A 24,514-nucleotide genomic window follows, 5' to 3' on the forward strand; every position below is an offset into this window, starting at 1 on the left:
AATATTGTAAATAACCTCCATATAATGTGAATTCGTGGTCGGAAGAGTAGTTTTAAAAGGTTTTTAACAGAGAAAGGAATGGAAGCTTTAAAGTATAAGATTATCAAGGATCGGGAGCAGTATGAAGATTATTGCGAACAGCTAGAGGCCTTGTTAGCCCTGGAGAATCCCGAATTGGAAGACGAGATAGAGTTACTTACTTTTCTGATCGAAAAGTATGATGAGGAGCATTCCTCTTTTAATGAGCTCTCCCCTATTGCACTATTAAGGGAATTAATGGCTAGTCATAGCTTGAATCAAAGTCAGTTGGGGGAGATCATGGGGGTGCAAAAAAGCACCGTATCTAAAGTCCTCAATCTTCAGAAAGGGCTTTCTAAAGAAAGTATCCGCAGGTTGGCAGATCACTTTAAACTAAGGCAGGAGGCTTTTAACCGTCCTTATGAACTGCTCAATCAGGAGGTGTTGAAATCAAGCTAAGTCGAATTGCACGCCCTCAGGCTTAATTGGTAAGGCTCTCAGGGGCTTGTTTTGTAGTGTGTTGTGGTGGAAATCCTGATTTTTAACTAAGCCCAATTGGGATAGCTTGCTTTCTCCTCATTCATTTTCTCGTTGGAAAAAATGCAATAAAAAGGCGAACCATGGAGGTTCGCCTTTTTAGTATTTTTAAAGAAAAACTATATCAATGTTTGATAGGCAATCAGGGCTGAAACATAAGCCAGACCGGTCAGGTAGGCCAATTGTACCATCGGCCACTTCCAGCTTTTAGTTTCTCTTTTTACAATAGCCAGTGTACTCATGCACTGCATGGCAATGGCGTAGAATATCATCAGGGAAATTCCACTGGCCAGATTAAAGACCGGTAATCCGGTTTTGGGGTTAATCTCCGTGGCGAGTCGGTCTTTCACCGTTTTGGTGTTTTCGGCATCTGTTCCCACACTGTAAATGGTGGCCATGGATCCTACAAATACTTCTCTGGCCGCAAAGGAAGTGATCAGGGCGATCCCGATTTTCCAGTCATATCCAAGCGGTTCGATCACCGGCTCAATGGCTTTGCCCAAATATCCGGCGAAGGAATGCTCCAGCTTATAGGAAGCAATCAGGTTTTCCAGCTCTTCCTGATCATTTCCCTGATATTGTTCCGTGACGATGCTTTCTGCTTGTGCAATTTCACTTCCGGGACCATAGCTTGCCAATACCCATAATACGATAGAAATGATGAAAATAATTTTACCTGCGGAGAATACGAAGGTTTTGGATTTTTCATAAATCGTTAGTCCCACGTTTTTCCATCTGGGCATTCTGAAAGAAGGCAATTCCATGATCAGGAATGGGCGTTGAGGTGAATTGATGATCTTATGCATAATCAAAGCAATACCCAGCGCCAGGACAAATCCCAATACATATAATCCCATCAGCACCAAACCCTGAAGATTAAAGAAACCGATGGATTCGTCCGGAATCACCAAGGCAATCAGAATGGTGTAAACCGGCAGACGAGCCGAACAGCTGATCAGTGGTGCTACCAAAATGGTGATAAGGCGCTCTTTCCAGTTTTCGATATTCCGAGCAGCCATTACCGCCGGAATTGCACAAGCTACTCCTGAAATCAGTGGCACAATACTTTTTCCATTCAGGCCAAATACCCGCATGATCCGGTCGGTGAGGAATACGGCACGGGCCATATAGCCGGTTTCTTCCAGAAGTGCGATGAAGGCAAAAAGAATGGCAATTTGAGGAACGAAAATGACGATTCCGCCAATCCCCGGAATGATTCCTTCGCTGATGAGCGAATTTAAAGCTCCGTCCGGAAGAGTAGCACTAATCCATTCTCCCAATGCTCCGAATTGTTCATCTATGAAATCCATTGGAATACTGGCCCAGGAATAAATGGCCTGGAACATGAAGAATAAGATTCCAATGAAAATAAAATATCCCCAGAGTGGGTGGGTAAGTATTTTGTCCAGTTGGGAAGAGACGCGAAGGTTTTCCTCAATTTTTTTGTTATGAGGTTTTACTTCTCTCAGGATATCATCCAGCAGGCGGTAACGGTTTATGGTTTCCTGTGCCTGCAGTTGGTGACTTTTAAAGGAAGAGTTTTCCTTGATCTCATCAATGATGTCGATGTCCTCCGGGCCGATACCCGCATAGGTATCGGTCTGCTGCATCATTTGATATACCCGGTAGGGGTGCTCATCAGGGAAGGCAGCCGTTGCCCGATAGAATAAATCATCATGCACATAGGATTCCATCGGAAGGAAAGGCTCCGGGATATGATATTCGAATCGCTCGATTTCAGCGATTAATTCCTCCATTCCCTCTCCATTTCTACCATTCACCGGAATAATAGGACTGTCTAATTTTTGAGCTAATAGCTCAAGATCTAATTGGTCTTTCTCCGGCAATACGTCCAGCATGGTCATGGCTATAATAGCCGGCACGCCCATATCTTTGATTTGGGAGAAAAGCAAAAGATTACGCTTCAGGTGAGCCGCATCCACCACGACAACCGCCATATCCGGGAAATTATCTGATTCCGGATTGGTGACTTCCGTAAAAAATACCCGTTCGTCAGCGGAACGGGGATAAATACTGTAAGTGCCGGGAAAGTCTACGATTTGAACTTTGCGCGATTTAATCTTATTGCAGGGGCCGGATTTTTTATCGACCGTAACACCGGGAAAGTTTCCTACTTTTTGATTAAGACCTGTAAGTAAGTTAAAAATGGAGGTCTTACCGGCGTTGGGGTTACCAATAAGGGCAACCTTTAAAATATTTTCACGCACAGATTTACGATATTTTTTCAATCATGACGGTGGAGGCTTCTTTTTTACGCAAAGAAACGCGGGAGCCTGCTACATCAATGGCAATTGGATCACCTAAAGGCGCAATACAACTCAGGGTAATTTCTTCCCCGGGTAAACAGCCCATATCCAATAGGCGAAGGGATAGTTCCTCGTCAGAAAATCCTGTGACGATTCCCTTTTGTCCAATTTTCAAATCTGCAATGTTCATGATTTTTATACGAAACTAATTTAGAACTGATCTAAACGCAAATTAGTATTTTTTCCTTAACAAAACGATGTTGGAGAATTAAAATATAGAACAGGATATGAGATAATTAGTTGTTGTCCGGGCAATTTATTGGAGGGCATAAAAAAAGCTGCCCCGGGAGAGACAGCTTTCTATTAATGATTGCTTTATAGTTGCTTAGAAAAGGAATTCATTCAGACGACAAAGTGACTTCTCTTTGTTTTCACTTCCCACTAAAAGGGAAATGTTGTAATCTGAACCTCCATAGGAAATCATTCGGATTGGCACTTCTTCCATAGCATCCAGTACTTTGGTTGCGATACCCACTTTTTCCTCTCCAAAGTCTCCCACTACACAAACGATGGACTGATTGCGGTCCACCTGCACCTGGCCGAATTTCTCTAAGGTTTCCAGGATCTGAGGAAGTTGTTCATCATTATCAATGGTTAATGAGACTGCTACCTCAGAAGTAGTGATCATATCGATTGGTGTTTTATATTTTTCAAACACCTCGAAGATCTGACGGATAAATCCATAAGCCAGTACCATTCGATTGGAACGGATTTTTATAGCGGTAATGCCATCTTTTGCAGCAACTGCTTTTACAGCTCCGGTTGCCGAAAAATGCTGACTGATCAAAGTACCCGGTGCTTTTGGCTCCATTGTATTCTTCAATCGTACCGGAACATTGTAACGTTGTGCAGGGATAATGGACGTCGGGTGCAGGATTTTTGCACCAAAATAGGCCAATTCGGAAGCTTCATCAAAGCTCAACTCCGGAATTGGAAAAGTGTTTTCTACTACTCTAGGGTCATTGTTGTGCATGCCGTCAATGTCCGTCCAGATCTGCGTTTCTGATGCCTGAATGGCAGCGCCGATCAAAGTAGCGGTATAGTCAGATCCACCGCGGCTCAGGTTGGAAACCTCGCCTTCGTGGTCACGACAAATATAGCCCTGGGTGATAAAAAGTTGAGTGCCTTCAGCAGCTTCCACCAAGGCGGACAGTTCTCTGGAAGTGAATTCCAGGTCCGGCTCATGGTCTTCGTTTACTAGCATAAAATCCAATGCCGGCAGCAATTGTGCTTTTACGCCTTGTTCGTGCAGGTAAGTGGTGAATAGCTTGGTGGACATTAATTCGCCTTGTGCCAATAATTCCTTATTCAGGCGCTTGTTGAAGAAGTGTCCGGGCAAAGTGCGGATGAAGCTAAAGTGTTCATCAATGATTTGTTTTGCCTTGGCCAATGCATTATCGCCGATTACTAATTTGGGATAGAATGCCAAATAGTGCTCGTAAAGCTCTTCAATTAATTGGCGGGCCAAATCATTGTTTTTGGCTGTTAACGCATCTCCAATTGCCACTAAGGCGTTAGTAGTGCCCGAAAGAGCGGACAATACCACGATTTTACGTTCTGAATCTGCCTGAATTAATTCTGCTACGCGATGCATACGCTCCGGTCTTCCTACCGAAGTGCCTCCAAACTTGTATACCTGCATGACCTGTATAATATTTATCGTTTTTTACTCAAGTTTCAAGAGGCAGTGAACTAAAAACGGGCAAGGAGTTCTCCCTGCCCGAAGCTGTATTTAGAATCCCAGCATTTTAATTGCTGTGATCGCTGCCTCGTCTCCTTTATTTCCATGTTTCCCGCCGGCTCTGTCCAACGCCTGTTCCTGCGTATCTGGGGTAAGCACACCGAAAATTACGGGTTTATTGAATTTCAAATTCACTTCTGTAATACCAATCGCTACGGCCTGATTGATGAAGTCAAAATGTTTGGTTTCACCCTGAATCACGCATCCCAGGCAAATGACCGCATCCACATCAGCACGTTGTGCCATCCACTGTGCGCCTAAGGATAATTCGTAACTTCCCGGAACATTCTTTCGGATGATATTCTTTTCAGAAACCCCATTGACTAAAAGTGTTTCTTTAGCCCCCTTATAAAGGGCTTCTGTTACTTCCTCATTCCATTCCGACACTACAATTGCGAAAGTCTTGCCACTTACGTCAGATAAGTTTTTATCAGAATATTCGCTCAGATTTTTTAGTGCAGTTGCCATATGTATTACAGTTCAAATTTAGATGAATAAAAAGAATCGTGGTCAATTATTTTCCCGCTTTTATGTAAATCGATTCTAACAAATTGTTATAAAATGGAATAAACGCCGCCGATGGGTTTTATTATTATAACAACTGTTAGATTTATAAAACAACGGTTTTATTTGACGCTCAAAAGTACAATTAATTTTTGGGATTGAGGTTTGAAACTATTGGTGGATTTATGGGAAATGGGATTTAACTCCTCTCTAATTCAGGCTGATGTAAAATTGATTGTTTTCCATTCTCATATTCAAGTTTTGACTAAAATGGGAAAGCGATAATTGCTTTTTTCGTTTTAGTGTTTAGTCGTTGCCAATTTTTCGGTCAGTAAGGGTGTCCGCAGGGGGCGGTGGTGGCTTCAGATTGCCTGTTGAGCGGAGAAAGGTTGCAAATTGTTTAATTAGTAGCCAGAGGCCGGCCATTTGTACAGGGATGAACGATCAGGAGCGATCTTTTTTTCAACTTAAGCTGAATTCTTATTGCTTAAATCTTCGTTTGGCTGCCGGGTGGGGAAAATCAAGGAATAGTTACCAATTTCAACTGTTTTCCAAGGGAACAGGTGAATGAGGAGAAAGCAAGCCTGCGCAAATTTGGGTTATTAATAAATCAATAAACACCATCTTATCGAGCTGAAAATATGCCACTTTAGGGGAATTGCTGAATTTAGCGGTGAATAATTCGAGAAAGGGCAATAAAAAAAGGGATCAGCTTTTGGCTAATCCCTTTTGTATTTTTTTGGCTAATCTTAGTTGATCATTCCGTTCACGCGCGCTAGTTGCTTGCGGGCTTCCTGATACTCGTTAGCATCTGAGTAGTCATTTACGATAGTCTCCAGGCTTGACTTTGCCGTTTTCAAGTCACCTTTCAATTCAGCCGCTAAAGCTGCTTTTTTCAGGTAAATCGGAGAAAAGAATTTGTTGGCTTTGTAGTTGGCCGCTTTCTGATAGTAAGAAAGTGCATCCCCATAGCTTTTCTTTTCCATATAGCCATCACCAATCAAGGCATAAGTTTTTGCCTGAATCAACTGATCTGAAGGGCTGAAGCCTTTCAAAGTGTTGATGGCCTTATCAAACTCACCCTGACGCAAGTAAATTACACCTGTGTAATAGTTTGCCAATTTACCTGCAGGAGTGCTGCCATATTCGTCGGCAATTTTAAGAAAACCATAGCTGTTTCCATCTCCATTTAAAGCCAGGTTAAGGCTGTCTTGCTCAAAGTAGTACTGCGCCTGAAACATTTCTGCCTGTGCAGTTTTATCTTTGCCGGAAATGAAGCTCTGGTAAAAGAAAAACAATCCTACCGCCACGATCAAAGCTACGGATCCACCAATTACGGCTACCTTGTTTTTTTCTAAAAACTCTTCTGATTTACTCAGGCGGTCAGCAATCGCTTCTGGATTTTCCAATAACTCCTGACCTGTATACTTTTCAGCTTCTTCTTGTTTTTTCTTATTCTTTGCCATTTGAAAAAATTTTTAGGGTGCAATAATAATCAATTTTTATTGATATTAAAATAGCGGCCCTCACCGATTATTCTCTAACGAATGGATAGTCTTCCTGAGCGTAAACGTCTGTGAAAATTTCTTTTGGGTCCGGAAGTGGAGACTCCTCCGCAAATTTTACACATTCTTTTACAGACTCTTTGATTCTGTTATCCATTTCTTTTAATTCCTCTTCAGTTGCATAACCTTTTTCAAGGATAGTGGCTTTTACCTGCTGAACAGGGTCTTTTTGCTTGTAGCTCTCTACCTCTTCTTTGGTACGGTATTTTGCAGGGTCAGACATAGAGTGACCTTTGTAGCGGTAAGTGCGGAACTCTAGCAATACAGGACCTTTTCCTGCACGGATATGCTCAGCAGCTTCCTCACAAGCAATATGAACCTCTTCCACGCTCATGCCGTCTACCGGACGGGATGGCATATCGTAAGATTCTCCTAATTTATAAAGTTCGATTACGTTAGAAGTACGTTGTACGGAAGTACCCATGGCGTAACCATTGTTTTCAATCACGAAGATAATAGGCAATTTCATGGTCATGGCCATGTTGAATGCCTCGTGTACCGCACCCTGGCGAGCTGCACCATCTCCCATATAAGCGATACAAAGGTTATCTGTTCCTTTATATTGTTCAGCGAAAGCCAAACCGGCGCCCAATGGAATTTGTCCACCCACGATACCGTGGCCACCGTAGAAGCCATTCTCCACATCGAAGATGTGCATAGACCCACCTTTACCTTTAGAAAGGCCGGTGGCTTTACCGTAAAGCTCAGCCATGATACGCTTTGGGTCAGATCCTAAGGCAATAGGATGAGCGTGATCACGATAAGCGGTAATGTATTTATCCCCTTTTTTTAGTGCGGAAACAGCACCTGCTGCACAGGCTTCCTGACCAATATACAAGTGGCAGAATCCACTGATTTTCTGCTGACCATACACACGACCACTCATTTCTTCAAAGCGTCTCATGTGTAGCATGTTTTCATACCACCACATATAGGTTTCTTTGGAGAAACGCTCCTCAGTAGCCGCAGATCCAGTGTTTGCAGTTTGGTTTGACATAATTGTTATATGGTTTTATTGTTGTCTTAAGCTTGATTTGCAGAAAACAATTGTAGTTAATAGGTTTGTAGTGGGCGAAAATAATAAAAAGTCGCTGCAATCAATACATTCCTTTATGTTTCTTTTTAATATCCAACTGCTGAATTTCAAGAATTATGAAGAGCTGAATATGCAGTTTTCACCTCAGATTAATTGTTTGGTTGGAGAAAATGGTAGCGGAAAAACCAATCTGCTCGATGCTATTCACTATTTATCGCTGGCGAAATCTGCTTTTCCGGGGCAGGACCAGCAAAGCATTCGTCATCAGGAGCCTTTTTTCAGTATTCGGGGAGAATTCAGGAATGAAGACCGGCAGCATCAGGTATTGTGCGCTTTGCAACAAGGGGCCAAAAAGGTGTTGAGATGCGATCAGGTGCCTTATGAGCGCCTTTCGGATCATGTGGGGCGATTTCCGGTGGTGATGATGGCGCCCCATGATACGGATTTGATTCGGGAAGGAAGTGAAGAGCGGAGGCGTTTTTTTGATGCGATTATTTGTCAGACCGATCGTAATTATCTGCAATGGCTGATGGAATACAATGGATTGTTGAAGCAGCGGAATGCGCTGCTGCGTCAGTGGCAGAAAAATCATATGCCGGCAGATCAGGATCTATTGGAAACCTATAATATTCCCCTATTAGATCGTGCGGAAAAGATCGCCCGCGCGCGCATTTCTTTTTTGGATCAGTTTGAACCTTTGTTTCAGGCGCATTATCAGGCCTTGTCTGGTGGACGGGAAGAAGTGAGTTTGCGTTACCGGACGGAGGTACTGAAGGAAGATTTTAAGGAGAAGTTTGAGCAGGCGACGGAAAAAGATGTCGTCCTGGGAAGAACAACTATGGGGGTGCATCGGGATGATTTCCGATTTTTGATTGGTGGCCATCCGGTGAAGCGATTTGGTTCACAGGGGCAGCAGAAGTCCTTCGTGGTGGCATTGAAGTTGAGCCATTTTGATTTAATTCATCAGCAGAAAGGGTTTAAACCTATTTTGTTGCTGGACGATATTTTCGATAAGCTGGATGATCAGCGCATGCAGCACCTGTTGAAAATGGTGGCAGGGCATAAATTCGGACAAATTTTTATTACTGACGCCCGTCCGGAGCGAACCAAAGGCCTGGTAAAGGAGATTGACGAAGAGGTAAAAATCTTTGAAATTGAAAAGGGAGTAATACAGAATAAGGAATAGTCTGACCGTTTTAGAAAAATATTCAGGCAAAAAAAAGCCCATTCGAAAGAATGGGCTTTTGCTTAAGCATCGTGATCCAGCAGGGACTCGAACCCCGAACCGCCTGCTTAGAAGGCAGGTGCTCTATCCAGTTGAGCTACTAGACCATTGTGGTGATCGCGCAGGGACTCGAACCCCGAACCGTCTGCTTAGAAGGCAGATGCTCTATCCAGTTGAGCTACGCGACCGTTTCCTTCAATGCTTAAGCGGATGCAAATGTAGGAAGGCTTTGGTAAAAAACAAACCTTAGCGCCCCATTTTAGCTAATTTTACAAGATTTATTTTCTTTGTGCACCCTTTATTAATGGCTAACGTGCAGGCTTCTTGCGCGTTCCAAATTTATGGGATCATTGGTATTTCGATCTTTTTTTCTGAAAATTTCTTCAATTTCTGCTGCATAAAAATCATGTACCCGTGGTCGGATCATTTTGTAGTTATGATTCAGGAAGCGATTTTGAATACTCATGGGCTCCATCATCAGGCGGAATCTGTTGGGGGTCCATTTGGCTTCAAAGGCAGTCGCCTTTCTGAAATTGATTAACTCTTCTTCGATGGTTTTGAGTGTAAAAGGGATGAGTTCTTTATTTCCAATATGTTTTTCCAGGGCTTTTTTTCGAATGTTGGCCACATTTGGAACTACTAAAGCCAGGGTATAGGGTGATTGGTTATTGAACAGGCAAACGGCATCAATACAGCTGCAAAATTCTTCGATATCGGCCTCCACCATTTCCGGAGGAAATTTCTCTCCATCAGAGGAAATTAGCAGGCTTTTGATGCGCCCCAGGACATAGAGGTAACCCTCGCTGTCAATTTTACCAATGTCTCCGGTATGTAGCCATTTGTCTCTGATCAGGAGGTTCGTAGCTTCCGTATTTTTGAAATACCCTCTGGTCACATTTGTGCCTTTTACCACAATCTCTCCTGTTTTTTCCAGGGGTAATCGCTCTCCCTTTTCATCCCGAATTTCCACTTCTACCATGGAAAGCGGCATGCCTACGGAACCTACTTTTTGATATTGTTCATTATTGGTAGAAACTACCGGGCTGGCTTCGGTAAGTCCATAGCCCTGATAAACTGGAAGCCCGAGGGCATTGAAATAGAAAATGACATTGCGATCCAAATAGGCTCCCCCGGTTACCATAAATTTTAGGTTAGGGAATAGTTTATCTTTGAGCTTATTGAGGACGGCGTGTGTCATGAAAAAGGCACTCAGTCGTTTTACATATCCTAATTCATCTCCGCTTCTGGCTTTTTGATAAGCCAGGGCCAAAGCATTGCGGTAATCTTTTTCTACTTCCTCTCCTAGTGAGCGAACCGCTCTTTCTACATACAAGCGAAGACTTTTAATCAGGGCCGGAACCAGGAGCAGGAAGTCGGGCTGGAAGGACTGCAGGATTTCGGGAATCATCCGGAGAATTTCCATCATGGATTTTCCCTGTGGAGGAAAGCCAATACTTCCTCCCTGAATGATGACGCTATACAAACCTACGGTATGTGCAAAGGCATGATCCAGCGGAAGCAGCATGAAAGTGCGTGCCTCCGGGGGAATAGGGATTCTTTTTTTGATTTGGAGGACATTGGTTCGCAGATTCTCATGGCTAAGTAGAACAGCCCTAGGGTCTGCGCTGGTACCCGAAGTAAAGATAATGGTCGCCAGCTCCGTAGTCGGGATAAGGGGCACCTGATCACCAAAATCTAATAACTCCTGCAGGGGTGTTATTTGCGGGTGTTCGAAGCGCTGATTTTTGCGGTTATACCACAAATGTAAATTTTCAGGCAAAGCAGGCAGGTGCGGCAGTATTTGTTCCACCAGATGTTCTTCCAATACCAGATGTTGACATTCCGCATGTTTGATTTGCCAAATCAGGGTATTGATTTCCGTTTTGAGATTCATGGGTACCGCCACTCCCCCGGCATACCAAATGCTGATTTCCGTAATGACCCACAGCGGGGAGGAGTCGAGCCAAAGGGCGACTTTCTCTCCACGGTTTAGTCCTAAGTTTTTCCATCCATTGGCATAGCCATGCACATGCTGACTGGTTTCCTGATAGGTAATGGGGCTGAAAACTCCCTCCTGCCATTGCCAGAAAAGCGGTTGTGGTCCAAATGCATGTACGGCTTTCTCGAAAAGATCCAATAGACTGTTTTTATCCATGGGGGATAGGGTCAAATCGTCGACTTTTTACCAATTAAACGAAAATTTGAATTTCGGTCAACGAAGGAAATAAATGAAATATTGTATGTTTTTTTTACATTAGTATTTAAATAAAGAAAAGGCTATGATAAAATCCATGACAGGTTACGGTTCTGCCAATTTGGATACGGAATCCATCAGTATTCAGGTAGAAGTCAGAACTTTGAATTCTAAGTTCTTAGATACTAACTTAAAATTACCCAGAACCTTCAGCGATCGGGAGATCGAGATTAGAAATACCATTGGGGACTGTCTGGAAAGAGGGAAAGTTGCGGTCAATATTGAATTTAATCGCAAAGATGATACTACTCCAAAGGTGCAGGTGAATGAAGGGCTTTTTCAGAATTATTATGCCGCTCTGAAAGCTTTGGCGGAAAATACAGGCGCCAGTGAACAGGAATTGTTTAAGTTGGTATTGCAGATGCCGGAAGTTTTGGTGAATGAGCGGGAAGAGCTGGGTAGTGAAGCGGATTGGAAATTACTTCATTCGGCTTTAAATGCCGCGCTAAAAGATTGTGATGCCTTCCGCCTAAAGGAAGGAGCGGTATTGGCTGAAAAGCTGGTGAGCTATATTGACGTCATTGATGGATGTTTGCAAAAAGTTCCTCAATTTGAAGAAGAGCGCGTGGAGACGGTGAAAAACCGCCTGCGTCAAAATTTGGAGGACTTGCAGCAAAAAGAAGATTACGATCAGAATCGTTTTGAGCAGGAGATCATATTCTATCTGGAGAAATATGACATTAATGAGGAGAAAGTGCGTCTGGCGAATCACCTGAAATATTTTAAAGAGGTAATATTAAAACCTACGCAGGCTTCTAACGGAAAAAAACTGGGTTTTATTTCCCAGGAGATTGGCCGGGAAATCAATACGCTTGGATCAAAAGCCAACCATGCCGCCATTCAGCGCCTGGTGGTACAAATGAAAGAAGAGTTGGAAAAAATTAAGGAGCAATCCCTGAATATCCTTTAAAGGATTACAAATGATTGTACAATGAATAAGGCCAGCCCGTAGTGAGCTGGCCTTTTTGGTAGGTATAGTATGGGAAAAATATATCCTACTACTATGGTTTAATTCAATTTGAAGGTGATTGGTAACACCATTCTGACGCGCACGGCTCTGCCCCGCTGTTTTCCAGGATTCCATTTTGGGGAATTGGCCAATACACGCTTCGCTTCTTCATCACATCCGGCCCCAATGCCTTTCATGATTTCTACATTGGAAATGGAACCGTCGCGGTCTACTACGAACTGCACAAAAACTTTTCCTGAAATGCCTTGCCTTTTGGCTTGGCTGGGATAGTTCATGTTCTTGCTTACATATTTATAAAAAGCAGAAATTCCTCCGGGGAAAGCAGGTTGTTTTTCAGCAAAGACAACGATTTCTTCAGGATCTTCTTCTATTGGAGCGTCTGTAAATATTACATCTTCAATCTTATCGGTTTCGGTTACCTCGATATCGATGTCAATATCATCGGGATCAAGGATATCCTCCGTATCCGGAATTTCAATAATCACGGGATTAACCACTCTGGGTGGTTTGGGGGGCTCAATTCTACTGGCCGGGATTTCGACGATTTCGATATCATCTCCATCTATGGGGATGCCGGTAATATCAATTTTATCCTCATAAACCCGCCAATTAAAAGCAGCAATACTGAAAGCTAAAGAGAGGCAAAGGCCGATGGTAAAAAATAAGGATCTTCTCTTTTTTAGATCTTTTCCGGGGTCTTTCTTGAGTTCCATAAGCTAAAATGTTAGAAGTACTACATTAGAATCGGCCAATTCTTTTGCTTTATTATACTACAAAAACGTTGCCACAAAATTATTTTTGGTAAAAAATAACGTTTAAAAAATATAAAAAGGAGAAGCTATGGTTCTTGAGTGGTTTATTTTGTTGTTGATGGTTTGGGGGTAATTTGCTGTGGTGTAGTTTGTTGTGACTCGTTTGAGGAATTATATTTTAACCTTAAATTTTCAATGATAGATTCAGTAAATACCATTAATCAACTTATTGCCATTTCGATTTTGTTTTTTAAATAACCCAAATTGGGGTAAGCTTGCTTTCTCCTCATTCATCTGCTTCGTTGGGATAAATTTGAAATGGGAGAAGTTACTTCATTTTTTCCGCCTTACAACTAAACGAGGATTTAAGCATGAATTATCCGGCTTAAGCCAGAATAATCCGACTTAAGCCTTCGTAATTTGGATTTAAGCATAAAAAAAAGGACTACATTGCTGCAGTCCTTTTTTTAATTTCTTTTTTAGGGAATTATCCCAATTTGAAGGTGATCGGAAGGATCATACGTACTTTTACAGCACGTCCACGTTGCTTACCAGCTTTCCATTTTGGAGAGCTTTCAATTACACGCTTAGCTTCCTCATCACAACCAGCACCAATACCTTTAATAACTTGTACTTCGCTGATTTTACCATCTTTACCTACTACGAACTGTACGAATACCTTTCCTTCGATACCCATACGACGGGCTTGAGATGGATACTTCAAGTTTTTACCAATGTATTTGTAGAACGCTGGCATTCCTCCCGGGAATTCTGGCTGATCCTCTACAATAGTAAATACTTCTTCTACTTCTTCTTCCTCCGGTGCTTCCTCGAATACTACTTCTTCGATTACGGCATCTTCGGTAACATCCACGTCCAAATCAACGTCGATATCCTCGTCAATCACTTCCTCATCCGGTACCTCTACAATAACAGGTGCCTGGATTTTTGGTGGTGGTGGAGGGGGCTGTTGAGTCTGGGGTACCTCGGTCACTTCTTCGAAATCTACTTCAGCAACGGCAGCGTCGGCGATTTTTACATCGTCGTACGACTTCCACTCAAAAGCAAGGATTACAAGACCTAAGGAAATACACAGACCAATATTAAAGAACAGCCCTGATTTTTTGGTAAGATCCTTACCAGGGTTCTTTTTAATCTCCATATCAGCTTCCTTTTTAATTAGTCAAAGGGATGTATAAGAAAAGTTGTTGTCGTCCCTCAAACTTATTAAAAATTTCGCGAAACAAAAAGACCTCACCACTTATAGACGAAAAAAAATACAATCAACCCAATAAATGCGCCTATCATATCTGCCACTAAATCCATCCATTCGAAATGTCGGCTGGTGAAACTCCCTTGTAAAACTTCAATCAACAGTCCGAAAACGAAACACAGGCTAATGGTCCAATGGTAGGGAAAGCGTTTCATGTGTTCAACGCTGTACTGCTTACAGGAGCCTATTGTCAGTAATAGGGCCAATATTCCGAAAACACCAGCATGGGCCAATTTATCGAAAGGGATATACCAGTTGATTCCTGAAGGTAAGGAAGAGGCTGGCAATAGGGTAAGAAAAAGGATGATGATCACCCAGATGATGGTGAACAGTTGGTAACGAAGGATCATAACGGAAAGGTAAAAAAAAATCAAAGAAGTATCCTCCTTTGATTTTTTAAGCCAAGATTAAATTTAATGTTAGCCAATAAGTTCTTCGTACGCCTCTGCAGAAAGTAATGTTTCTACTTCTGCAGGATTGTTCATTTCAATTTTGATCATCCAACCTTCCCCATAGGCATCAGCGTTTACCTTTTCAGGCTCGCTTTCCAGGGATTCGTTGAATTCCACAATAGTTCCGCTAATGGGCATAAACAGGTCAGAAACGGTTTTTACCGCTTCTACTGTTCCGAATACCTCACCAGCTTCAATTTCTTCGTCTACCGTTTCTACTTCTACATAAACGATATCTCCCAGCTCTTTTTGAGCAAAATCAGTGACGCCCACGATAGCGGTATTTCCTTCAATACGGATCCACTCGTGATCTTTAGTATACTTTAATTCTGCAGGGATATTCATGGTTTTAAAAAATTAAAATGGGTCAAACTGTTGTGTGGCAAATATTGAATTATTTTTTCTAAAAACCATGGGAATTAGAGGGCAGTATGGAATTTAGAAATATTCAGAAGATGGCCTCAGAAGATTCTATCTTCTGCAAACAAAAACGCCCAAAACCATTGGAAGTTTTGGGCGCTTAAGAAATTAATTTGAGAAATTGAACCTTACCTGAACCCCGAAGTTGGTGGCTGTTCTGAGGTAGGAGGTGGAGATTTTGGGCTCATTTACCGTTCGCTCATAATAGGCTTGAATATTCAGTCGGTTATTTACCACGTAGGCGACCGTAGGCCTGATCTGGTAATTGACATTACCGTTGGTAATGGTGCTGACATCATCCAGCTTTCTTTGCAGGGTTTCGGTATCCCGAATCACAAAGTTGAGGCGGAAGGTCAGGTCATTGTCCAGAACGACGGTCCGTCCTTTCCATCGGAATGGCATTTTCATTCCTCCTTTGGTATATCCAATGTCAAAGGACCAGTCTTTATTTCTCATCTCGGTCATCTGAATATTGGAGATGTTCAGGGCGAGGTTCCTCTCCCATCGGTATTCTATCTTGGCACTTACCTTGGATTTTGTTCTGACATTTAAACCAATCAGCGGAGAAAATTGCTCCGACATCACGATTTGATCCAGGACATATACCGGTGTATAGAAGCCAGTTTCCTCGTTTATTTTAGTGGCCAAGGGGTAATTCTCAATGTCATTGGATAATTCCAGATTATCGGTGTACTCCAGTGAATTGGTATAGCTGTTGACGCTGTAAGTTGAATTATAGGCGTGAGTAATATTCACCGAACTGAAAATGTCTTTTAGCGCCGGGATATTACGCAATCCGGAATAGTCCAGACGCCAGTTTGGAATCGGGATTTTCGGGAATGGGCTTAATTTAGCTTCTTCCGCTGATTTTCCGGTATAGGCCGCTATAAAGGCCGGAATTAATACATCCTGAGAATTGATGTTATACTCTCCTCCATTGGGGTTAAGTGCATCCAACCGGTCCTTAATGATGGCGCGATAGCTTTCAAAATCCCGGAAAGCCTTATCCACCAAATCAGTATCAAAACTGGAGAAGGTGGTTGGCAGCATGAAATAGGAGATGGAATAGCTACCATTTCTTGCCGGCGTATTGGATTCAAAGGAATTACTGATGGTGTCATAACGGAAGAGTTCCTGATAGAAGGAGTTCTTCGTTTTGGTCATACTCAGTCGGATTTTCAAATCCTTAATCGGTTCCAGGTTGGCATTCAGGTTCATATTGATCATCTGGTTCTGACTGAATTGCTGGGTCAGGTTACCATTTTGAATCAATAGATCCTGATCCGCCAGCTGATTCCGAATGCCTGCATCCTGACTACCCAGAATAAAGGGCCAGCCCGGTGCGTTATTGTCAAAGTTTTGCCCGAAGAGGTTCGGGGTTGGCTCAAAGCCCGGCAAAGAAGTTCCGTCCGTATAGCTAATGGTGGCGTTCACGTCCCGAACCATCATTAACAACCTTAGCATGCCCTTAAGCCCTTTCATTTCAGCTGGGGCTTTAATAGTATCTGCCTCTATCTTTCTGGTGGTGGATCTGGAGGAGGATCGCCGTTTTCGTTTAGGTTTATTAATGTCCCGCAGGAATTTATTTTTATTGTAGAGTTTGACCAGGTCAATTTTACCGGTACCTCCGTATTGACGGTAGTTTTGGATCGTATTGGCGAAATCAAATTCCTCCTCAATGTTCACCGGGCCGGCCGTCCAGGTATAGTTCACCGAATAGTTCAGGTCGGCATTTAAGAAGTCCGTCAATGGAATTTTATCCAAAGGTAATCGGTAATCAGCCCGGATATTCTGATCAAAAGTTTTCAAACGGCCCAGCCTCATCAGATTGGCTCGAATGGAATCTCTGGCAGCCTGGGTATTGATGTCGCCTTCGGGTTCATCAATGGTTGCAAATGCTCTGGCATTATATGTAAGCGAGAGGTTTTGCGTTAATGCCCAGCGAATATTGTAATAGCGGTTAAAATTGAAGTATTTCTCATAGGTCGGTTCAATGCCTACCGTGGTTAAATCTTCATTGAAAAGCTGGTTTCTGATAAAGCTTCGGTCCAGGTCTCCCCTCACACTAATGGAAGAGGGCCATAGGGCTAAATTGAAATCTTTGATCAAACGCAACCAGTCTGATTTTAATCCTTTACTGTTTTTAAATGGCTCCAATATGAAGGGGTTGGCGTTATAGTTATAGGCCAGCCCTACTTTATGGTTAAAGTTGATATAATCTGCCAGGTTGATATTCGTCCGGGTAATTTCACTATAGGCATAAGAGAAAGCCCAGTTTTCAATATCATAAATGTGTGGGATAGCATCCTCTTTCACTTTTACTTTCCGGACATTGTTAAAACTAATCGCCCTCCGGTAAGTATTATCTTCCACTAATTTGCGATATGCATCCCTTTCGGCCTGGGTGTCAAAGGACTCCAGTGAGGCCTCCAGCGGAATGTCGGGATCCAGCGGATCCCACTTTGGCGTAATTTTGTTATGTTCGTAAGAAACGTACATCGGAATACGCAGTCCGAAACGGTCCAGCCCGAATTTATCTAAATTGACATTAGCGGCAATATCATAGTTCAGGGAAGACTCCCTGGTTCGTGCGGAAATATTATCCTGAATACCTCCAAAGCCGGAAGAGATATAGCTACTGCTACCTGAAAGTACCCCTAAATCCGCCAGTTTGGTATTGAATCGGACATTTCCGGCCCAACCATTTTCACTGTCGAAATCCGTTGCACGTAATTCATTAAACCAAACGGTGATATCCTTGCTTTGCTTGTCGAAGGTATCCGGATTTCGAGCACCGAGCATAATTGTTTGAACGGTACTTAATTCCGGCCGACCCACAATCGTGATTTTATACCGTCCCACCTGCTGCGAATAAGGCAAAGCCTGCTCAAAGCCTTCCCTGTTTCTCCGAGATTTAATAGCATAAAGGTCATTTAAGGCAATGTCCAGGTTGTTTTCTGCAGGCCAGATTTCCTCAGAGGTATTGGAACCTTCCGGTGTTATTTTAAGAGGCCATTCAATTTCGTAGAAGTTCTGGGTTAAGTCCGTACCGATTCTCATGAACACCCGGAGTTCATCACTCTGCGTGATGGGGTCCTGCCCATGGACAAACATTTTTAATCGACCATAATTGATCAAGTCCAGGGTGGTGTTTTTAAACACTGCCCGGGCGTCTTTATTCTGAAGATCTTTCATCACCAACTGAATGGATTGTTCGTTCAGCTGACGAGAAACCACAGAAGTGTTGTCGTAATCCCGGCTGATTCCCGGTGGAACCCGGTAAGGTATTTTGTTGAGTGCACTTGAGTTTTCCTCCAAATTCACCACGGAGACCTGGAAGTCGGTATCAAATGGCTCCGGCACTTCGTCCAGCCCATTGTCAAATAAGCTGTTTTCGTAACGTCGCCACTGCGAACCTACCAGCTGGAATTTGGCCATACGCAATACCACCGGCTGCTGCCAGCCCGTCAGGTATGTCCGCATAAAGCGAATGGTTTTGAAACCGGAAATCCCACCATAGGAGCCAGTAGGCTGACGCACCGGGATACGGAATAAATACCAGGAGGCGTTAGCCTCTGAGTTGGTGACTTTATCAACAATATTGTTTTTACCTACTTCCAGATCACCTGGTTTAAGGCTGATTTTGTATTCATAATACTCCTCCAGGTCACTGATAGTGTTGTCATTATTCAAATCCTCATTGTCAGGATAAGCGCTACCGGCTGAGGTGAAGTTATTATTGTTGGACTGAATCGGCGAGTTACCATCCATTCCGTTGAAGTCTTTATAACGCTCCAGGATTTTGGCATCAATATCCGTGTAAGCAGCATCCAGATAGTGTCGGAAGTTATCACCGGAAGGGTCTTGAGAAATAGCGGTAAGTACTTCCGGTGCTACTACTAATCGATCAATGAAATTTTCCCTAAAGAACTCTAATTCTTCCTCTGAACGAAGGCCATCCAGTCCCACATCCTGGAAAGGTCGGGAGTTCGGGTCATTATCAAAGGCATTGTTCAAATATTGCTGGGTCGTTACCTTACCCCATTCGTTGGTGTCGAAGCCGCCATCAGAACCATCGGGCGGCAGGCCGTTCTCAAAAGCATGCTTGCCATCCTTCATCAGGTCTTCGGATACAGAGCCCAGATTGAAATACAGGTCTCCTCCGGTAGTGTTATTGGTATTCAGACGCCCATCCAGTACGCGACCATTGGTGCCCTCGATGAAGGGATCCATCATCCAGAATTCGATGTACTCGATATTGGTTTTATCAAAGTCCACATCTGAGGTAATGGCGCGGGTAATAGCTCCCCAGTTGTCCTCCGGTTCCGGCAAAAGCCCCTCATTTGTCAGGTTGGGATTGTAGTTGTAGGGTCCACGTTCCTGCGGGAAAAAAGCCATATCGAAGGTGGCGATATTGGCATTGATCAGGGTCTCATCACGTTCTCTGAAGATCTCCTGTGGAGGAATATTCCGAACATAGTTGTTCTGAGTGTCTTCAGTGGTAATATTGGCCGGTTTGTTCCGGCTGTTGGTCTGGTAGAAGGTATTGTCAATGGTATACCAGGCCAGCTTGGCGCGCTTATAATTAATACCCAGTTTATCTTCTCCATTATCTTCGATGAGTCGGTTACCGGTGGTTTCAGGAGTCGCCCCTAAAAACCAGTTGTTGGATACCGAAAATGGGGTAATGGTGGTTTCAAAATCATCGATATAAGCGGTTCCGGATCCATCCACTTTATTAGAGGTGCCCGGAATTAATTGCGCAAATTCTGCATTAATACTGACCGTGGAAGTTTCTTTGGTTTGCACCAGGGGAAGCGCATCTACCATGCGGGTTAGAAAACGGGATTCATCCTGAAAGCTGACATCAAACCCATACTTCACATTTCGAACCGGTTCATCACCTATTCCTACCCGGCTTACTACTGCTCGTTCATTAAGGTAAAGCAGCGTACCTCCAATATTCAGGCGGTCATCCACCCGATAATCCAGGCGAGTTCCCAATAAGGATCGGGTCTGGAAGTTGAGTAAATCAGCCTGCTCATAAGTAATGGTAATAGATTTTCCGGAATTCAGAATGGCCTGGTTGGTAATATTTACCCGCCCCAGGTTATAGTCTACCGTATAATCCACGCCCTCGGTCATGGGAATACCACCAGCAGAGAGGACCACGGATCCCGGAGAGATATCAATTCCCGGAAGGGTGATCTCCGAGCCACTACCGGCCTGGAAGGATCCTTTGATAAAGAATTTATTCTTTTCGGTGACCAGCTCGGCATCCGCCTTGGTTCTGGAATAGAGTTCCTCGAAGACATATTTTTCTTTCAAAACATCCTCCGTGGGGAGGAACTGTTCGTCCAGGGTATTACCAAAAGGCTGCAGTACAGGGAAGAAGATGTTTCCATTGTCGGAGAATACGGTAACGTCGGCGACGTAATCAAAAATACCATCCGGCTGGGGGTCTCCGTTTCTGTTCAATCTATCGGCTCTTAACAGTTCCACCAAAGGCTTATCCTTAGTATTTGTTCCCTCGTGCAAACTGGGGTTATCAATACCGGTACGGTCATCCCGGTAAATTACTTTCAAATCAAAACCCTCCGGGCCAATTTGAGAAGACCCCAGGTTGTAGACGTTTCTCATCATCAGCTGCCAAGCGGGTGATTCTACATCAATCTTATTCGGGCGAAGCATTTTCAGGAAGATCAGTTCAGCATCAGGTCTGTTCTGATAATCTTCTGACATCTCCCCTACTTTATAAGCTTGTCCGTTGTAAGTGTATTCGTAGGCTACGGCCAGCATTTCATCATTTTGTAAACGACGGAAAAGCGAGATATAACCTAATGCACTATGAATGGAATATTCCTGCGGATCCAGCTTTCTGGCCCCATTGATCTTGACAAAATCCTCTGAATTTTCGAAGCCTTTGGCAATCATCGCATCGGTAAAGGTGTCCGCATTTCTTAAAGAGGGATCTTGCTGCAAGCTATTGAACATGCCATTGGCACGGTTATCATTCGGAAAAGCCGGATTAATAGGTTGGTTAAAGGAGTTATCCGGTTTATTCATATTATCCCTGTTGGGTTCGGCCATATCCAGGAGACCGGCTACATTTCGCAGGGTTTGGGTGTCATTATTTCGATTCAGCACATAGACTTCCACCCGGGTAACATTCACTCCTGAAAGCACCTGAGGTAATCCTCTCAACCAGTTTTCATAATTATCTTTGAAGAAATGGCCCAGGAAGAAGTGGCGGTTTTCGTCATAATTCGAAGCCACCATCTCGAATTGTTTTCCCTGTCCTCCGGAATTGCCTTCCAGAACAATGGTATTTGATTTACCTCTTTGTGTGGAAAAAAGCGTGGTCGCGTAAAGTTTACCAAACTGGAATTGAGCTTTTACCCCGAATAGGTTTTGAGCACCGGTAATCAAACTGTTGGAAGAGGGTAAACTTACATTACCGACTTCAATCTTTTTGATGATTTCTTCCTTGTATCCGGTATATTCTACCCGGAAGTCATTTTGAAAGTTAAAAGCCTTGTTGTTGTCAAAATTGGCAGTCACCTTCAGCTTATCTCCAATCTCCCCGATGACGTTCATGGATATTTGGTTTTGAAATTCAAAACCGCCATTTCGTTGTTGAGAAACCGGTACGGCCGGATTGGCCACTCTTTGATATCTTAAGGCAAAATCTAAGGTGGCATAACCGGAAGGGGTAATGTCAATATAACTCCCGCCGAAAATACGGTCGAAAATAGGGCTTACATAAATAGGCGGGATCAATTGTCGCCCACTTACGGCACTTTCGCCGTCCAGTCCTTTTGATCTTTCCAGCCAATATTCCTTTTGGATTTGTTGATTGTTGTATTGATTGAATTCATCAAAAGTCATATTGGTAGTAGGCCGGAAATTCACATCACCCATTTTTTCATAAATGGTGTAATTGTTGGAAGTATCCAGCTCAACATCCATCTTCACATTGGAGGGGTCTTTCAGGTATAATGGCGAAAGTCCCAAATTAGGATCTGTAAAGGGCGCTCCGGGCCGATCAGATTCCGGATTAATCTGCGGAGTGCGAGACGGTACATATTTCTCCGGAATACTGTCTTTCTGATTCTCATTCCTAAGGGTATCGGCCTGTTCCACCACCTGGAAAAAAGGCGCTGCAGCATCAGACAATGCCGGTGCTGCGAAAAGCGTTACTGCTGCAATGAACAGTAGTTGAGATATTGAATAAAGGTTAGACTTCAAGGTGGTGATGGGTTAAAAAATAGGTTGAGTCAGGATTAATTTTTTAGTGCAAGTTTGATGATCTCTTCCACACTAATATCACTTCCATGCTTTTTAAGGATATTAGTGATGCTTTTTTCAGCAGTGGCTTTAGGTATTCCTAAAGTAGTCAGTGCAATTAAAGCTTCTTCTTTCGCCTGATGTGCTGTGCCACCGCCAGTAGAACTTGCCGGAGCATCCACCCCCTCTTTCAGCAATTTATCTTTCAATTCCAGAATGATGCGCTGAGCAGTTTTGGCTCCGATGCCTTTAATTTTTTGAATAGTTTTTACATCCTCAGAAGCAATGGCCTCTTTAAGCTCCCTGACATTCATGGAGGAAAGCATAACCATGGCCGTATTGGCACCTACGCCATTTACGCCAATAAGGTGTAAAAAAAGCTTTTTCTCCAGGATATCAAAAAAGCCGAAAAGGGTGTGAGCATCTTCCTTTACCTGTAAATAAGTGGCTAATCTCACTTCTTCTTTATTGTCCTGAAGTTTTTCAAAAGTATTGAGGGAAATACGAACTTCATAACCTAATCCTCCCACATCCAACACTACATATGTTGGTTCTTTTTCTGTAATTCTTCCTCGGATATATGCAATCATTGATCAGCTTTTCTGGTATAAAATGAAGAAATACGCTAAATGCAATAAATAACGATAAAATTAATAAAACTACTGGTAAAACCGCAGTCTAGTGCTTTTTAATCCACTTTTAATTTAATAGTATGTCATAAAATAAAAGCATAATGCATTTTTCGCTTTCAAAAATCTAAATTCCCTGGGCGGTTATGATAATTTTTCTTTCTCCCCCATAATCCCGATGCTCGCAAAGGTAAATGCCCTGCCAGGTCCCCATGTTCAATTGCCCATTGGTGATAGGAATTGTCAAAGCAGGCCCCATAAGGGATGCCTTAATATGCGCGGGCATATCATCGGGACCTTCATAGGTGTGTTTGAAATAGGAGGCTCCTTCCGGCACCATTTTATTCATATGGGCTTCAAAATCCTGCCTTACGGTAGGGTCGGCATTCTCATTTATGGTTAAACTAGCGGAAGTATGCTGAATAAACACATGTAAGATTCCGACCTTAATTTGCGATAATTCGGGCATGTGGGCCATCACCTCCTCCGTAATCAGGTGAAAACCTCTTCGGAAGGCGGGAAGCCTTAATTGGTGTTGGAAAAACTTCATACGCAATAAAAGGAATTTCCCAAATTAAGGTAAAAAGTGATACCCGTCAATCGAAATTGAGGTAGGGAGCTAATTTTTGTATTTTTCTGTCACTACAGGATAGTATTTTCTTTAAATGACTACTATTCTCAATTGGGAATTCCCTTCGGTAATTGCAAATCACCTTGACTTCTTCATATTCCAGATAGGGGTGTCGGACTAGTTTTTTGAAATCATCCTGATTGATGGAGATGGTTTCGGGTTGGAAATGGGGCGTAATAAAGCAAGCCTGGTAGCAATTTTTCAGCACTTCTGTCTCTCCTTCGAGTGCATAGACCTCGGCCAGTTGTTCTTTTTCCACATAGCCTCCCAGTAGCTTTCGGTACTTGAGAATCTGCTCTGCTCGCTTGGGACCTATACCATATATTTTTGACAAATTATGCTTATCTGCAGTGTTGAGATTAATGTTTAGCTTTTTAGGAGGCGAATAGGGCTTCGCCATTTTAGGCTTGGCTTTGGCTTTAGGATTACGTTTAGGAAAGCTTTCCGGTAGATCGATGAAAGTGTAAATTTTTTGAAAATGGAGGGAATCCATATCAGCAATTTTGAGCAGGTCTTTTTTGAGCCGAAAGTTATAGCCTTTTTTGCGGAAGTTGAGAAGATGCTGAATGCTTTTTTTCTTAAAGCCTAATTGATGAAGTTGTAGGGCATTGGCCTTATTGGGATTAAAAGTGAACAGACTGTCTTTTTCCCATTCCTTCTGTAAAGCCAATAATTCGGGAGAAATAGTGATTTCTTCAATAATGCCCAATTTTATCGCTGTGGGTTTCAATAATTGGGGAAGGGTGTTCCCTAAGCCCAAAATGATAATGATAAAAAGGTGAAGTAAGATCACCGACCAAAGCTCCCGGTCACTGAGGTTGTATTTTTTTTGAAATTGACGAAAAAAGCGCATCAGTTTTTTTATTCAAAATGACTGATGCGCTTCGTTTTAG

18 protein-coding genes and 2 tRNA genes are annotated in these 24,514 nt (G+C 43.0%); 3 read left to right on the top strand and 17 right to left on the bottom strand.

Annotation, left to right across the window (positions count from 1 at the left end; all coding sequences use genetic code 11):
- Positions 1 to 78: 78 nt before the first annotated feature.
- Complete coding sequence (locus AAA970_RS00850) at positions 79 to 477, top strand: helix-turn-helix domain-containing protein (RefSeq protein ID WP_053406236.1); 399 nt, start codon at positions 79 to 81, stop codon at positions 475 to 477.
- Between the two features lie 197 nt (positions 478 to 674).
- Here the strand turns inward: AAA970_RS00850 and feoB are convergent, their stop codons facing one another.
- The 6 genes from feoB to pdhA all read right to left on the bottom strand — a co-directional run bounded on the left by feoB (position 675) and on the right by pdhA (position 7,689).
- On the bottom strand, positions 675 to 2,783 hold the full coding sequence (gene feoB, locus AAA970_RS00855; RefSeq protein WP_338235626.1) for a ferrous iron transport protein B: 2,109 nt from the start codon (positions 2,781 to 2,783) through the stop codon (positions 675 to 677).
- Positions 2,784 to 2,787: 4 nt separating this feature from the next.
- Positions 2,788 to 3,012, bottom strand: a complete 225-nt coding sequence (locus tag AAA970_RS00860; RefSeq protein ID WP_053406235.1) for a FeoA family protein — start codon at positions 3,010 to 3,012, stop codon at positions 2,788 to 2,790.
- A gap of 195 nt (positions 3,013 to 3,207) precedes the next feature.
- Complete coding sequence (locus tag AAA970_RS00865; RefSeq protein WP_338235627.1) at positions 3,208 to 4,524, bottom strand: aspartate kinase; 1,317 nt, start codon at positions 4,522 to 4,524, stop codon at positions 3,208 to 3,210.
- A 90-nt stretch (positions 4,525 to 4,614) separates the two neighbouring features.
- Positions 4,615 to 5,091 carry a 6,7-dimethyl-8-ribityllumazine synthase gene (gene ribH / locus AAA970_RS00870; RefSeq protein ID WP_053406233.1) on the bottom strand — a complete coding sequence of 159 codons (477 nt, stop codon included), beginning with the start codon at positions 5,089 to 5,091 and terminating at the stop codon, positions 4,615 to 4,617.
- A gap of 785 nt (positions 5,092 to 5,876) precedes the next feature.
- Entirely contained in the window at positions 5,877 to 6,593 is a 717-nt protein-coding gene (locus tag AAA970_RS00875; protein ID WP_338235628.1) for a tetratricopeptide repeat protein, read from the bottom strand.
- Positions 6,594 to 6,660: 67 nt separating this feature from the next.
- Entirely contained in the window at positions 6,661 to 7,689 is a 1,029-nt protein-coding gene (gene pdhA / locus AAA970_RS00880; protein WP_060685156.1) for a pyruvate dehydrogenase (acetyl-transferring) E1 component subunit alpha, read from the bottom strand.
- Positions 7,690 to 7,804: 115 nt separating this feature from the next.
- On the opposite strand from pdhA, the gene recF reads away from it, so the two are divergent.
- Entirely contained in the window at positions 7,805 to 8,914 is a 1,110-nt protein-coding gene (gene recF, locus AAA970_RS00885; protein WP_338235629.1) for a DNA replication/repair protein RecF, read from the top strand.
- A gap of 72 nt (positions 8,915 to 8,986) precedes the next feature.
- Here recF and AAA970_RS00890 read toward each other — a convergent pair.
- The 3 genes from AAA970_RS00890 to AAA970_RS00900 all read right to left on the bottom strand — a co-directional run bounded on the left by AAA970_RS00890 (position 8,987) and on the right by AAA970_RS00900 (position 11,108).
- Positions 8,987 to 9,060 (bottom strand) — tRNA-Arg (locus tag AAA970_RS00890).
- A 4-nt stretch (positions 9,061 to 9,064) separates the two neighbouring features.
- Positions 9,065 to 9,141 (bottom strand) — tRNA-Arg (locus tag AAA970_RS00895).
- Between the two features lie 113 nt (positions 9,142 to 9,254).
- Positions 9,255 to 11,108 (bottom strand): AMP-dependent synthetase/ligase, encoded by a 1,854-nt coding sequence (locus tag AAA970_RS00900; protein ID WP_338235630.1) that lies wholly within the window; start codon positions 11,106 to 11,108, stop codon positions 9,255 to 9,257.
- Positions 11,109 to 11,232: 124 nt separating this feature from the next.
- Here AAA970_RS00900 and AAA970_RS00905 point away from each other — a divergent pair, with 124 nt between their 5' ends.
- Positions 11,233 to 12,117: a YicC/YloC family endoribonuclease gene (locus tag AAA970_RS00905; protein ID WP_338235631.1), complete on the top strand. Its 885-nt coding sequence runs from the start codon at positions 11,233 to 11,235 to the stop codon at positions 12,115 to 12,117.
- A 98-nt stretch (positions 12,118 to 12,215) separates the two neighbouring features.
- On the opposite strand, the gene AAA970_RS00910 is transcribed toward AAA970_RS00905, so the two are convergent.
- The 8 genes from AAA970_RS00910 to AAA970_RS00945 all read right to left on the bottom strand — a co-directional run bounded on the left by AAA970_RS00910 (position 12,216) and on the right by AAA970_RS00945 (position 24,474).
- Complete coding sequence (locus AAA970_RS00910) at positions 12,216 to 12,890, bottom strand: energy transducer TonB (protein ID WP_338235632.1); 675 nt, start codon at positions 12,888 to 12,890, stop codon at positions 12,216 to 12,218.
- A gap of 526 nt (positions 12,891 to 13,416) precedes the next feature.
- Positions 13,417 to 14,091 carry an energy transducer TonB gene (locus AAA970_RS00915; protein WP_053406225.1) on the bottom strand — a complete coding sequence of 225 codons (675 nt, stop codon included), beginning with the start codon at positions 14,089 to 14,091 and terminating at the stop codon, positions 13,417 to 13,419.
- Positions 14,092 to 14,183: 92 nt separating this feature from the next.
- Entirely contained in the window at positions 14,184 to 14,576 is a 393-nt protein-coding gene (locus AAA970_RS00920) for a VanZ family protein (protein WP_338235633.1), read from the bottom strand.
- Between the two features lie 45 nt (positions 14,577 to 14,621).
- Positions 14,622 to 14,999: a glycine cleavage system protein GcvH gene (gcvH, locus tag AAA970_RS00925; protein WP_053406223.1), complete on the bottom strand. Its 378-nt coding sequence runs from the start codon at positions 14,997 to 14,999 to the stop codon at positions 14,622 to 14,624.
- A 183-nt stretch (positions 15,000 to 15,182) separates the two neighbouring features.
- Positions 15,183 to 22,322 (bottom strand): T9SS outer membrane translocon Sov/SprA, encoded by a 7,140-nt coding sequence (sov, locus tag AAA970_RS00930; RefSeq protein WP_338235634.1) that lies wholly within the window; start codon positions 22,320 to 22,322, stop codon positions 15,183 to 15,185.
- 35 nt (positions 22,323 to 22,357) lie between these two features.
- On the bottom strand, positions 22,358 to 22,951 hold the full coding sequence (gene ruvA, locus AAA970_RS00935) for a Holliday junction branch migration protein RuvA (RefSeq protein ID WP_338235635.1): 594 nt from the start codon (positions 22,949 to 22,951) through the stop codon (positions 22,358 to 22,360).
- 166 nt (positions 22,952 to 23,117) lie between these two features.
- A complete protein-coding gene (locus tag AAA970_RS00940; RefSeq protein WP_053406221.1) occupies positions 23,118 to 23,540 on the bottom strand; it encodes a secondary thiamine-phosphate synthase enzyme YjbQ in 423 nt (140 codons plus the stop codon).
- A gap of 46 nt (positions 23,541 to 23,586) precedes the next feature.
- Positions 23,587 to 24,474 (bottom strand): ComEA family DNA-binding protein, encoded by an 888-nt coding sequence (locus AAA970_RS00945; RefSeq protein WP_338235636.1) that lies wholly within the window; start codon positions 24,472 to 24,474, stop codon positions 23,587 to 23,589.
- Between the last annotated feature and the right edge of the window lie 40 nt (positions 24,475 to 24,514).

It is taken from the genome of Persicobacter diffluens (assembly GCF_036244895.1).
Lineage (GTDB): Bacteria > Bacteroidota > Bacteroidia > Cytophagales > Cyclobacteriaceae > Persicobacter > Persicobacter diffluens.